Origin of the sequence: Vibrio sp. 10N.261.55.A7 (assembly GCF_002877365.1) — a bacterium.
Classification (GTDB): domain Bacteria; phylum Pseudomonadota; class Gammaproteobacteria; order Enterobacterales; family Vibrionaceae; genus Vibrio.
On sequence record NZ_MCWZ01000298.1, the window covers coordinates 48548 to 62055 of the forward strand.

The 13508-nt window shown below is 45.5% G+C and carries 8 protein-coding genes; 6 read left to right on the plus strand and 2 right to left on the minus strand.

Features of this window, described 5'->3' with window-relative positions; all coding sequences use genetic code 11:
• Positions 1 to 299: 299 nt before the first annotated feature.
• A complete protein-coding gene (nrfA, locus tag BCU12_RS16570) occupies positions 300 to 1733 on the plus strand; it encodes an ammonia-forming nitrite reductase cytochrome c552 subunit (RefSeq protein ID WP_102405368.1) in 1434 nt (477 codons plus the stop codon).
• A gap of 73 nt (positions 1734 to 1806) precedes the next feature.
• Here nrfA and BCU12_RS16575 read toward each other — a convergent pair whose 3' ends face one another.
• Positions 1807 to 2067, minus strand: a complete 261-nt coding sequence (locus tag BCU12_RS16575) for a DUF5062 family protein (protein ID WP_102405369.1) — start codon at positions 2065 to 2067, stop codon at positions 1807 to 1809.
• 205 nt (positions 2068 to 2272) lie between these two features.
• Positions 2273 to 4780: a nitrate reductase gene (locus BCU12_RS16580; protein WP_102405376.1), complete on the minus strand. Its 2508-nt coding sequence runs from the start codon at positions 4778 to 4780 to the stop codon at positions 2273 to 2275.
• Between the two features lie 416 nt (positions 4781 to 5196).
• Between BCU12_RS16580 and cobA the strand changes: the two genes are divergently transcribed.
• From cobA to BCU12_RS16605, 5 genes are all read left to right on the plus strand, one after another.
• Complete coding sequence (cobA, locus tag BCU12_RS16585) at positions 5197 to 6009, plus strand: uroporphyrinogen-III C-methyltransferase (protein ID WP_102405370.1); 813 nt, start codon at positions 5197 to 5199, stop codon at positions 6007 to 6009.
• 66 nt (positions 6010 to 6075) lie between these two features.
• Positions 6076 to 8625, plus strand: coding sequence for a nitrite reductase large subunit NirB (gene nirB, locus BCU12_RS16590; protein WP_102405371.1), 2550 nt, complete (start codon positions 6076 to 6078; stop codon positions 8623 to 8625).
• 39 nt (positions 8626 to 8664) lie between these two features.
• Positions 8665 to 9009: a nitrite reductase small subunit NirD gene (nirD, locus tag BCU12_RS16595; protein ID WP_102405372.1), complete on the plus strand. Its 345-nt coding sequence runs from the start codon at positions 8665 to 8667 to the stop codon at positions 9007 to 9009.
• A 106-nt stretch (positions 9010 to 9115) separates the two neighbouring features.
• Complete coding sequence (locus tag BCU12_RS16600) at positions 9116 to 10585, plus strand: NarK family nitrate/nitrite MFS transporter (RefSeq protein WP_102405373.1); 1470 nt, start codon at positions 9116 to 9118, stop codon at positions 10583 to 10585.
• Between the two features lie 182 nt (positions 10586 to 10767).
• Complete coding sequence (locus tag BCU12_RS16605) at positions 10768 to 12519, plus strand: bifunctional protein-serine/threonine kinase/phosphatase (RefSeq protein WP_102405374.1); 1752 nt, start codon at positions 10768 to 10770, stop codon at positions 12517 to 12519.
• Positions 12520 to 13508 lie beyond the last annotated feature (989 nt).

A 13508-nucleotide genomic window follows, 5' to 3' on the forward strand; every position in this document is an offset into this window, starting at 1 on the left:
TAGAGGTAGAAATACAGTTCAAAAAGTAGACACTCATCACCTTATTTATTACAAGGTTAATAACACTAAGTTATTGATAAATTTGATCTAAAAAAACACATTGGTACCACTTTAGGGTTAGAAAGGGATAATCGTGAGCTACATCACCACTAGGAATTGATCTAAAACAACCTATTTAATGTAAGCAATTATTATTTATTGTTACTTCTATTACACTCTCTCACAGTTCTCCAATTCTTTATTTTGGTATGGCCAGTTCACAACGCTGTTTATAACAAACAGAATACGGAGATAACACTGTGAAAAAATTGCATTGGATTCCTAATTCCGCTGCAGCAATGATATTAGTCGCCACCGTTATATTTGGCGCTACTAGCGTTTCTGCATCTGAAGAAAAAGGATTAGCTGAAGCTGACCCTCGTAACCATACCTACGAGCAAAAACACCCTGATCAATACCAATCTTGGAAAGCGACCTCAGAAAGTGAACACCTAGAAGATGCCTTAGCAGAAGACCCTAATATGGTCATCATGTGGGCAGGCTACGGGTTTGCTAAAGATTACAATAAGGCACGCGGCCACTTTTTTGCTGTAGACGATGTACGCCAAACCCTTCGTACCGGAGGCCCAACCGACGAAGCATCGGGTCCTATGCCGATGGCATGTTGGAGCTGTAAAAGCCCAGACGTAGGCCGAGTGATAGAAGAGCGCGGTGAAGATGGTTACTTTGAAGGAAAATGGGCTCGTCTAGGCGCTGAAATCGCCAACCCTATCGGCTGTGCGGATTGTCATGACACTCGCAGCGAAGAGTTCAAAAACGGTGAGCCTGCACTCGCCATTACCAAGCCTTATGTTGAACGCGCGTTCGAAGCGATTGATAAGCCATTTGAGCATCAATCTCGTCTTGATCAACAAGCCTCAGTGTGCGCCCAGTGTCACGTAGAGTACTACTTCACAGGCCCAACGAAAGCGGTGAAGTTCCCGTGGGATAGAGGAACTCGAGTGAGCGAAATGGAAGAGTACTACGACGCACTTAACTTCAAAGACTGGACACATAAAGTGTCGAAAGCGCCGATGCTAAAAGCTCAGCACCCAGGTTACGAAACATGGCGCGATGGTATTCATGGCAAGAATAAGGTCGTGTGTGTGGACTGTCATATGCCGAAAGTCACCAAGGAAGATGGCACTGTTTATACCGACCATAAGGTAGGTAACCCATTTGATCGATTCGAAGACACGTGTGCACAATGCCACACGCAAACAAAAGATCAGCTAAGAGAGATCGTGTCATCACGTAAAGCGCAAGTGTTGAACATGAAACTGACTGCCGAGAAACAAATCGTTGCTGCTCACTTTGAAGCAGGCGCGGCATGGGATGCCGGTGCGACAGAAGAAGAAATGGCACCTATTCTCATGGATATTCGTCATGCTCAATGGCGCTGGGACTACGCTATCGCATCGCATGGTATTCACATGCATGCGCCTGAAATTGCACTTGAGGTTCTTGGTACAGCCGTCGACAGTGCGGCAGATGCACGAACCAAGTTGATCCGCTTACTCGCGACGAAAGGCATTACTGAGCCGATTGAAATACCAGACATTTCAACCAAAGCGAAAGCACAGCAAGCGCTAGGTATGGATATGGAAGCAATGAATAAAGAGAAACAAGAGTTCTTAAAAACCATTGTGCCTAACTGGGAGAAAGCAGCTGAAGAACGTGAAGCAACGTACTAGTTAATACAGAAAAAGGTAAGTAAAACGCAAAGAGCCAAGTCACTGACTTGGCTCTTTTTATTGGAAATTCGAATTACTTCAATGGATCGTTATCAGGTAAGGCATTGTGCATCCATAACGCCAATCGCTTTTTGATGTTAGCGCCATCTAACTTACTGTCTGGTAGAGGGGTAATTTGGTTAACCTCAACTAAAAACAAATACACCGCTTTCACTTTAATCGGCGCAGATGAAGCAGGTAAATCAAGTCCCTGTAGTTTTGCCATCTTAAAACCGACATCTAGCGCTTTTTTAACCAGTTTATCTTCATTCAATATCTTAGCGGTCTTCGACATATCATCACTATCCTCTGTATCGGTGAACAATGAGTATATCAAACAAGAAATTCGACACGAGAATCAAAGTCGCAAATTTACACGCAATGTCATTACCCTCCAACTCTACGCGCTAAAAGAAAGATAGAAGAGAAAGACAGACGCCATCAAACGGATTTCACTCAGCTAACTTTTAAACCGTCGGGCATAATGACCGACTCGATGATTACGCAGCGTTTTGTTCGCCTGAAACCAACACAGCATCAAACTTGGTTTGCTCATCGTAAGTTTTATTGAATTGTTCAATCAAACCCTCTATCTCGACTTCGCTAATGTCCGCCCCCGCCCAAACCAGTCGCTGGCAACTGTCCTCCAACACGTTCACTGAACGGTAAAAATTCGTTCCTTTTGTTTCCATCATCTCGCCTGTCGACTGAGACATTGATGATTTAATTAACGCAGTGAGTTCACTCTCTTCTAAATAAGACTCTATTCGGTACAAATACCCACCTTCCACCTTTTGGCGACTCCAATAGTCAAACGGGTCACAATCAAGCGTCACTCTCGACAAGATAACCGCCGTTGATACCATGGATAATGGCGCGACACTAACAGGTGTGTGTTTAAACTCTGGCTGCCCTGATAACTTGTCGCTGATGGGTAGAATGAGCTCACAGGGTTTACTCTGCTTTGCTGTCACAGCATTCCAGTGGATAGGCATAAACAATTGCTGTTGGCTAACCTCGTGAGTCACACAGGCGCGAGCGACCGCTTTTCCTATGTCACTCGTTACTTCCACCAACTGTTTGTCTATGATTCCGTATTCCTGAGCCGTTACTGGGTGAATTTGCACAAAAGGCTCTGGAGAATGAGAAGCGAGCCTCGCGGATAACCCAGTACGAGACATGGTATGCCAATGATCTCGCGTTCGACCGCTGTTCAAGACCAAAGGATAATGCCTACTGGTTTCACCTAGCGGCTTAGCGTGCTTCACGGCCACAAAGTTGGCTTTGCCACTATCAGTAAAGAAGCGATGGTCTTGGAACAAAGTATGATAGGCAGGCTCAGACTGAAGTTCAGTGACTGGCCACTGTTGCGGAGTCAAACGACTGTAGCCAAAGTCATCCAGCTGAGTTAAACCGATAAGGTTTAGGTCTCTCGGTTTATGCTCGTGCCCTATCGACGTCAACGCCGCATACTCTTTGAACACCTCACCTTCATGGCGGTAGTCAAAACTATCGTTAAAGCCCATTTTCTTTGCCACTGAGCTGATGATCCACCAATCTGGCTTGGCACTTCCAGGGCTGGGTAGCACACGTCGTTGCCTTGAAATCCTGCGCTCAGAATTCGTGACAGTGCCCGATTTTTCGCTCCACCCCTGAGCAGGCAATAAGACATCTGCCAAGCGCGTTGTTTCGGTATCTTCAATGCAATCAGAGACAACGACAAAGGGACAGGTTTCTAGCGCGGCTTTAATTTTTGCGCTGTCAGGCAGGCTAACCATTGGATTGGTTCCCATGATCCATACCGCTTTGATCTTGCCATCGGCCATCGCATCAAAGAGTTCAATCGCTTTAAGACCCGGCTGTTTGGCAAGCGTATCGGTTTGCCAAAATTGACTGATCAGTTGGTGCTGAAGTGGATCGTCGAACTCCATGTGCGCTGCCAATGTATTGGCCAATGCACCCACTTCCCTTCCGCCCATCGCATTGGGTTGACCCGTCACCGAGAATGGGCCAGACCCTAGCTTACCAATCTTTCCTGTCGCCAGGTGGCAGTTAATGATGCTGTTGACCTTATCGCAGCCTTGGCTTGACTGGTTAACGCCTTGCGAGTAAATCGTCACTACCTTCTCTGTGTTCGAAAACGCGTGGTAAAAGTCGGCTAATTCAGCGAGTTCTAAACCCGTAATGTGCTCAATATCTATGTATTCATTTGCCTGCGCAATCGCACTGTCAAAACCCTGGGTGTGCGTAGCCACGAACTCACGATCCACGCTTCCATTGTCGTCTAAGTACTTAAGCAAGCCATTAAATAATGCGACATCAGCGCCCGACTTAATCGCCAAATGCTGATCCGCAATCGTGCAGGTCTCGGTTTCTCTAGGATCAATAACAATGACTTTCATTGCTGAATTCGCTTGCTTTGCCTGACGAAGACGTTGAAACAAGACGGGATGGCACCAGGCAAGGTTGGAGCCCACAATGACGACCAATTCAGATTGTTCAAGATCTTGATAGGTGACGGGGACGGTATCGGTACCAAAAGCACGTTTGTGTCCCACCACTGATGAGGCCATGCATAAGCGCGAGTTGCTGTCGATATTGCTGCTTCCAATAAAACCTTTCATCAGCTTATTGGCAACGTAATAATCTTCTGTCAGCAGTTGACCTGACACATAAAATGCAACAGAGTCTGGCCCATGCTCCGCTATCGCTTGCGTAAACTTGTTGGCGACGAGCTCGGTTGCCTCGTCCCACTGAAGCTGTTTTCTATTGGTTTGAGAATGGTATTGTCGATCGACTATTTGAGTAGGGTGAAGCAATCGACCATCATGTATCACTGTATCTCCGAGCGCGATCCCTTTCGTGCACAGCTTGCCAAAGTTTGAGGGGTGGCTTTGGTCACCACGTACTTCCAGCTTTCCTGACGACATTGGACGCGCTTCTACTCCGCAACCCACACCACAATAGGCGCACGTCGTCTTTATCCATCCTTCGTTATTATTATTCATTGTTGCCTCATCCATGTTGAGCTTAATCTCTTCCTACTTTTCAAGTAGCAACATTTACGCCAGACACGGGATGAATCCCAAGACCCCAAGGCACTCATTTAAATACTATATATATCAGAAAGTTAAGTTCCCACCCTTATCCGCCTACCCCTAAATAGGTATATCAATCAATAACTTAGAATGCTTTTTTGCACCAAGTTACAGCCAGTTGCACCAATAGTGGACAATAACTCACAATTTTCAGCCTATCCTCTCAAACATAAATTCACTGAATATGACAATAAACAAACTTAAGTCACTGATTTAAATTAATAATAAATATTCCATTACTCTTATTCGGCTAACTGGCACTCTCTTTGCTCAACTCCTATTAATCAATTTCAACCCGAACACCTTGCAGTTAATGGAGTAACGCAATGAAGATGAAAGCCAAACAATACGGGGTTGTCACCTTAGTCAGCGCAGGCCCAGGCGATCCTGAGTTAATGACAATTAAAGGCGCTAAAGCGATAGATAACGCCGAAGTCATCATTTATGACAATCTAGTCAGCAAAGAAATTCGTGCCACTTTCCCCAACCACGCTGAAAAGATCTATGTGGGCAAAAAGAAAGGCAGCCACAGCAAAACACAATTCGAAATAAATGAGTTAATGATCGACCTCGCTACGCAAGGAAAGAACCTTTGTCGAGTTAAGGGCGGAGACGCGTTCGTGTTTGGTCGTGGCAGCGAAGAGATGCTGCTTCTGGCTCAAAACGGCGTACGAGTGAACGTGGTTCCAGGAATAACCGCCGCTTCAGGTTGTTCAACCTACTCTCAGATTCCATTAACACACCGTGGTATCGCTCAAGGGTGCACATTCATTACTGCCCATGCTGATAAGAAGCTCGACATTCAATGGGGCGCACTGGCGGCATTAAAACAAACGCTCGTCGTTTACATGGGGTTGAGCCAAACCGATATGATTCGCCAACAGTTGCTCGCGGCAGGAATGGATAAAGAGACGCCAATCGCCTTTATTGAAAAAGGATGCACCGCGGCGCACAGAACCATCACCGGCACACTCGCCGACCTGACGGAAATCAAAGAGCAACACAATATTCAGTCTCCTGCGCTCATTGTTATCGGCCACGTTGTTTCTATTTCAGAGCAAATGCAATGGCTGGAACAGCGCACCAAACATATCGCGGATAGTGACCAATTAGAGCATCACCTAAGACTGTCAGCTTAGCGTTTTAAGTTTAAAACGTTTCGCTTTAGACACGCAACAAAGAATTATTACATAGGAAGTAAGCAAATGAGTAAACAAAGGATTGTCGTCGTGGGCAACGGAATGGTTGGCCACAAGTTCATCGATACATTAATTCAGTCTCCCACTGACGATGTTGAGATCATCACCTTTAGTGAAGAACAATATCTCGCTTATGATCGCGTTCAACTGACGTCATACTACGAAGGAAAAAGTGCAGAGGATCTCGCCTTAACCAGCGAGGCGTATTACCAAGAAAACGGGGTGAGTTACGTGGTGAACGAGAAAGTCACGCAGCTCGATACGGATAACCAACAAGTGATCACTGCCAGTGGTCGCACTGAAGCGTATGACAAACTGATTCTTGCCACGGGCTCATTCCCTTTTGTTCCACCTATTCCGGGCAACGATCAAGAACATTGTCATGTATACCGAACACTGGATGATTTGGATGCCATCGCACTGTCTAGCAAGCAAAGTAAAACGGGTGTTGTTATCGGTGGGGGGCTTTTAGGTCTAGAGGCGGCCAACGCGCTGAAAAACCTCGACATTGAAACACACGTGGTCGAATTTGCGCCACGACTTATGGCGGTGCAGCTTGACGCCGGTGGTGGTGAGCTGCTTAAACGAAAAATCGAAGACCTAGGCGTAACGGTTCATACCGAAAAAGCGACCACAGAAATTATTGCGGGCGAGACGTCTCGTTACCGAATGAACTTTGCTGATGGTAGCCATATTGAAACCGACATGATTGTCTTCTCTGCCGGCATACGCCCGCAAGATGAGTTGGCTCGTGACACCGACATTCAGCTGGGTGAGCGTGGCGGTATTGTGATTAACAATCACTGTCAAACCAATCTGCCTGACGTTTACGCCATTGGTGAATGTGCTCTTTGGGATCAGAAAATCTACGGCTTAGTCGCGCCGGGTTATCAAATGGCGAAAGTGGCGGCAACGCATGTGTTGGTCGATTCATCGAGCGATCTTGAGTTTACTGGAGCCGACATGAGCACCAAGCTCAAATTGCTTGGTGTCGATGTCGCCAGTATTGGTGAGGTTCATGACCGCACACCTGGCGCTCAGTCATACACCTACAGCGACGAGATCGAACAGGTTTATAAACGCTTAATCATCTCAGAAGATGGCAAGAAGATCGTGGGCGCAGTGCTTGTTGGTGACGCTGAAGCTTACGGCACACTGCTACAAATGATGCAAAATGACATGCCATTACCAGAAAACCCGTCGGTATTGATTCTACCTAATGTCGCGCAAGACGAGTCTTCAGCACTGGGCATCGACGCCTTGCCCGATACAGCGATGATCTGTTCATGTTTTGATGTGACCAAAGGCGATATCAAACAGGCTGTCGCATCTGGCTGCACAACCATGGCTGCATTAAAAGAAACCACCAACGCATCAACAGGGTGTGGCGGTTGTAGTGCACTCGCAAAACAGGTGCTGGATAGCGAGCTAAGCAGCCTTGGCGTTGAAGTGAACAACGACATCTGCGAACACTTTGCTTACTCGCGACAAGAGCTGAGTGACATTATTCGGGTAAACAAGATTCAGACGTTTGATGACGTATTAGCGTCCCATGGTAAGGGCCTTGGCTGTACCTTATGTAAACCCGCGATTGGCTCTATCTTAGCGTCTTACTGGAATGACTACATTCTGGAAGATGAACACATCGAACTGCAAGATACTAACGATGTTTACCTTGGCAACATGCAAAAAGACGGGACCTATTCCGTTGTCCCACGTATTGCGGGCGGTGAGATCACACCAGATCGACTGATCGTATTGGGCGAAGTCGCTAAGAAATATAACCTTTACACCAAGATCACTGGTGGCCAACGTGTTGATTTATTTGGCGCGCAACTCAATGAATTACCAGACATTTGGAAAGAGCTCATCGACGCTGGTTTTGAAACCGGACACGCATACGGCAAGTCGGTTCGCACCGTGAAATCGTGTGTCGGCAGCACTTGGTGTCGTTATGGCGTGGGTGACAGCGTTGGCTTCGCTATCGATATTGAAAATCGCTACAAAGGCCTACGTTCTCCCCACAAGCTCAAATTTGCAGTATCAGGGTGTACCCGTGAATGTGCCGAGGCGCAATCAAAAGACATCGGCATCATTGCCACCGATAAGGGGTGGAACCTGTACGTATGTGGTAACGGTGGTATGAGGCCGCGCCATGCTGATCTATTTGCCAGCGATCTCGATACCGAAACATTAGTGAAATACATTGACCGTGTTTTGATGTTTTACATTCGAACGGCCGACCGTCTTCAACGCACCTCTGTCTGGCTTGAAAACCTTGAGGGTGGCATTGATTACCTCAAGCAGGTCGTGATTGAAGATAAGCTTGGTCTTGGCGAAGAGCTAGAGCGAGAGATCGAAAACAACATTGCCAAGTATCAATGTGAGTGGAAAACCACCATCGAAAATCCGCAAAAAATGAAACGCTTTAAGCACTTCGTCAACAGCGAGCAAACCGATCAAAACCTAACGTTCACCACCATTCGTGAACAGCGCTTTCCGACGCCCGTTGCCAAGCACGATTTCGGCGAAGAGATCGACGTTGTTGAAGTGTAATGAACCCAATTTAAGTCAGCATTTATTAGGAAAAACATCATGAAGAACTGGATTACCGTTTGCTCAACCGACGATTTACTCCCCAACATGGGTGTCTGCGCCAAAGTAGAAGAACAGCAAGTCGCCATCTTCTACTGCGGTCGAAGCCGCAAATTGTATGCGCTCTCGAACTTGGACCCATTCAGTGGCGTCAATGTCATCTCACGAGGGATCATTGGCTCACTTGATGAGCAACCATGTGTGGCCTCGCCTTTGTACAAACAGCATTTTAATTTAGAAACAGGGATTTGCATTGAAGAGCCAAACGTTCAATTATCAACGTATCCAATACGCCAAAGTGATAATGCCATACAGGTCATGCTGCCTGAAGGTATAGCGGCATAACCTCTACTGCTTCAGCAGCAGAATTGAAACGAATACCAATTAAAACAAGAAGCTCATTGCTCAGGGCTTCCTATTTCAAAGCAATTATTTACAAGGATTGGTCACTATGGATAGTACAGCCTTCTCATTATTTTCATTCAAAGGAAAAATGAAAGTACTGCATCTCAGTTGGATGGCATTTTTCATCACCTTCGTGGTGTGGTTTAACTTTGCCCCTCTGCTTTCAATGGTTAAAGAAACCCTAGGGTTAACCACTGAAGAAATTAAAACACTGCTCATTTTAAACGTCGCGTTGACCATACCGGCAAGAGTTGTCATCGGTATGCTCACCGATAAATATGGCCCTCGACTGGTTTATTCTGCACTACTCGCGGTTTGCTCAATTCCATGTTTCATGTTTGCTTTTGCAGATTCCTTTCTTCAAGCGGCTATCGCCCGATTCTTATTGGGTTTCATTGGAGCCGGCTTTGTTATCGGCATCCGATTAGTCTCAGAGTGGTTCCCGCATGATCAACTTGGAACAGCAGAAGGCATCTATGGTGGCTGGGGTAACTTTGGTTCTGCCGCTGCCGCATTTACATTGCCAACGCTTGCACTGGTTTTCGGTGGTGAAGACGGCTGGCGCTATGCCGTCGCAGTGACAGGTGTCATGAGTCTCTTGTTCTCTGTGATCTTCTATTTCAACGTTGAAGACACACCAAAAGGGGCGACGTATTTTAAACCCAAGCACCTAACTGCAATGGAAGTGACCAGCAAGGGCGATTTCTTTTTCTTGCTCATCATGAAGATCCCTATGTATGCCGCGCTTGCCTTACTGGGCTGGAAGCTCTCGCCAGCGGGTATTGGCATGTTGTCTGAATTCACGATTGCCTGTGTTTACTTAGGTTTGCTCGCTCTGTACGTGTACGAAGTCAGCCAAGTATGGAAAGTGAACAAGAATATCTTTGCTGAACCCGTTCCTGAGGTCCATCAGTATAAGTTTAAGCAAGTGGCGGTTCTCAACATTTTGTACTTTGCCACCTTTGGTTCTGAGTTAGCCGTTGTCTCTATGCTTCCGCTTTTCTTCTCAGAAACATTCGAGCTAACACCTGTCATGGCAGGGATGGTTGCCTCTGCTTATGCGTTTATGAACCTGATGTCTCGCCCAGGTGGCGGTTGGTTATCCGACAAATTTGGCCGCAAATCAACGCTGCTGATTCTGACGGCAGGCTTAGCCGTCGGTTACTTCCTAATGGGGCAAGTTGGCAGTGACTGGCCACTATGGTTAGCGGTCGCGGCGGCGATGGCGTGTTCATTCTTTGTTCAAGCAGGAGAAGGCGCCGTTTTCGCGACAGTTCCTCTTATCAAACGCAGAATGACGGGGCAAATCGCAGGCATGACGGGGGCATACGGTAACGTGGGTGCTGTCGTTTACCTAACGGTTCTCTCTTTTGTTGACTACAGCACCTTCTTCTATGTGATTGCTGGCACCGCGGTACTCGGTTTCGCCACGCTCATCTTAATGGAAGAGCCGAATGGTCAAATTGCAGAGGTGAATGACGATGGGAGCGTGACAATGATTGACGTATCTCATTAAATTCAGCAACTCAATCGGGGATATTGGTTAGCCTAAATTATTTGAGTGCTCAGTGCTTGCACACCATTTAGTACTCTGTCGTAATAATCTTTGTGGCCAATATCGTTCAGAAGCTCTGTTTTCCTACAGGGCTTTTGTTCTGAACATTTCACTTTGAAAAGTCGATAACTATTGGACACGTAATGGGTATAAATAATATTCAGACAGAAGCTTCACTTTCAGTCGCTTTTGGTGGAACGTCACTGACAGGGCGAAGAGAAGAAAATCAAGACGCATTCCTCGTGAAAAACCCTAGCGTTGCTTCCGAGCGTGAGCATAAGGGCATTGTTGCTTGTATTGCCGATGGTGTGAGTTGCAGTGAACAAGGTCAAAAAGCCAGCCATACCGCCACTATGCAGTTCATTACCGATTACTACGCAACCCCCGACACATGGAGTGTGAAGCACTCTGCTAGCAAAATCGTCTCTGCTCTTAACTCCTGGCTATTCTCACAAGGCCAAAAGCAAAGCTTAAATCACAATGGGCTTGTCACCACTCTGAGTTCCGTCATTTTCAAATCCAATACTGCTCATATATTTCACATTGGCGACAGCCGTATATACCGATTGCGGGATAATAAACTGCGTCTACTGACGCGTGACCATCAACGTACCAACTTCGGTAAAAGCTCTCATTTAACAAGAGCTTTAGGGATCGACAACCAACTGGAAGTTGATTACCAAACCGTCACTTTACAAGTGAATGACCGTTTTATTCTGACCACAGATGGCGTTCATGATTTCTTATCTCAGTCTGAATTCAACCAATTGGCAACGAAGCACGATACAACTCACGAAATGCTCAGTAATGAATTTTGCCAACAAGCGTTGGAAAATGGCAGCCACGACAACCTCAGTTGTCTCATCATCGATGTGCAGCAACTGCCACATCAATCCTTGTTTGAGCATCAAAAGCAACTGCTCAAGAAAGCCATTCCACCGTCCATGGTGGCAGGCAATAAAATCGATAATTTTATCGTCGACAAAGTGCTGTACGCTGGCCCACGCAGTCATGTTTACCAAGTGAGCGATCAAAGCAGCCATCAAACCTTTGTCCTTAAAGCGCCTTCCCTCAATTATGTGGATGACCACGATGTGCTCTCACAGTTTTCAAACGAATATTGGGTCGGTAGCCAACTCAAAAATGACCGAGTAATGAAAGTGTACCCCACTCCCATTCAATCGAAATTTTGCTATCAGCTTTGTGAGTACATTGAAGGCACAACGCTTCGGCAGTGGATGTACGATAACCCCACCCCCTCATTGGATGTGGTACGTTCGATTCTTGAAGAGATAATCAAGGCGGTACGAGTGTTACAGCGGGCTGAAATGGTGCACAGAGACTTAAAGCCAGAGAACATCATGGTACTCAAAGGTGGTCTTATCAAATTGATTGATTTTGGCTCAGTTAAAGTCAGTAGCTTGGAAGAAACCAATAGAAATAACAAAGAATCGATACCACTTGGCGATATCAATTACTCCGCAACGGAATACATTACCAACGGTGACAGCTCGATCTCGAGTGATCTATTCTCAGTGGCGGTCATTGGCTACGAAATGCTGACGGGTAAACGCCCATACAAGGCGATCAAAGGACAAACCATTCAATCAGCCCATAACCACGATTGGCAATACCGCTCGATACTCAACCACCGCCAAGATATACCTAACTGGCTTGACCTTTGTATTCAAAAAGCCTGTAGCCCTGCGCCCAAGCTACGTTATAAGGTTTTGAGCGAGTTCATACAGGATTTGTATCAGCCGAACGCCAAACTAGTGAAGGCGTCTAAAGTTCAACCGTTACGAAAAAGAAACCCAGTTCTGTTTTGGAAGGGGGCGGCGATATTTTTTGGCCTCATGACCGCGGTGGAGTGCTTTTTATTACTGGGGCCGTAAAGGGCTAACTTGTAAACGGCAACCTTAAGTCTTTTAAAACTTAACGTTAAGAGCAGAATTGATAATCGACACTCAAGGCCGTTCAGTGAGACGTTGTTGCTTAAATCGAATTGAACCTTTCTCTATAACTGAGTTCTGATCTCTTATAAGTGATTGAACGAGTATAAAAATGGGAAAGTCACAGGGCTAGGTATGCCTATTGGAAACTAGAAAGGATGTCGTACGGGTCAACTCTTTGTCTGATTTGCTCCACAACGCCATTAAGATCTATAAATACTGCGCCTTTCGAAGATACCCATCGATAGCTTTAACCACGCAATAACGTTAGCCGTGTAATAGACAACAGAAACACCAAGAGCACCCTCCCCCTTCTGATTACAGAACCAATCGCATCGGTAGCACTTTCATCATTTCCACAACCCGCCAAAATCGAAACGGACAGAAGCGTTAAGCGAAAACTTTCTGACTATGAAGTATGTTTTGCTTTCTAACATTTCAAAGATTTCCATATTCTATTCTTAATTAATAAACAAAGTGGATGGGAATTGTTTTGCGATATTGATTAAACAAAACCCCGAAAAATAGCGTCCCAACCTGTCAGACAATAACAATTTACAATTGTAGAAACTGAAGCGATATATTAATTGTAGCTATAACACAAAGTGGTTAAAAAAAAACCTCGATATACCACTAAAGAAGTAACAATCTAGAGCGCATTAGGTATTAATAATTAGTCATTTATAACAGGAAAACAGAAAACATAACCAACCGTCAAAAAACCACAATAATTGTAATGTCAATGAAAAAACCAACAATCCTAAACTAATATCACACTTATAACAGGAGTAGATTACATACAGTTTAAAATCGATTTTTTACCACGAAAATAAATATGAAATACTACACATATAAAACTGATGTTAACTTGGTGTAATTCACTAAGAATTATAGATATATAGGATGATACGTATAAATTATCAATAATTTAT

Bases quoted from the DNA above. Each gene is read 5' to 3' on its own strand.
- BCU12_RS16575 (WP_102405369.1), bottom strand. From the start codon at position 2,067: ATGTCGAAGACCGCTAAGATATTGAATGAAGATAAACTGGTTAAAAAA.
- BCU12_RS16580 (WP_102405376.1), bottom strand. From the start codon at position 4,780: ATGAATAATAATAACGAAGGATGGATAAAGACGACGTGCGCCTATTGT.
- cobA (WP_102405370.1), top strand. From the start codon at position 5,197: ATGAAGATGAAAGCCAAACAATACGGGGTTGTCACCTTAGTCAGCGCA.
- nirB (WP_102405371.1), top strand. From the start codon at position 6,076: ATGAGTAAACAAAGGATTGTCGTCGTGGGCAACGGAATGGTTGGCCAC.
- nirD (WP_102405372.1), top strand. From the start codon at position 8,665: ATGAAGAACTGGATTACCGTTTGCTCAACCGACGATTTACTCCCCAAC.
- BCU12_RS16600 (WP_102405373.1), top strand. From the start codon at position 9,116: ATGGATAGTACAGCCTTCTCATTATTTTCATTCAAAGGAAAAATGAAA.
- BCU12_RS16605 (WP_102405374.1), top strand. From the start codon at position 10,768: ATGGGTATAAATAATATTCAGACAGAAGCTTCACTTTCAGTCGCTTTT.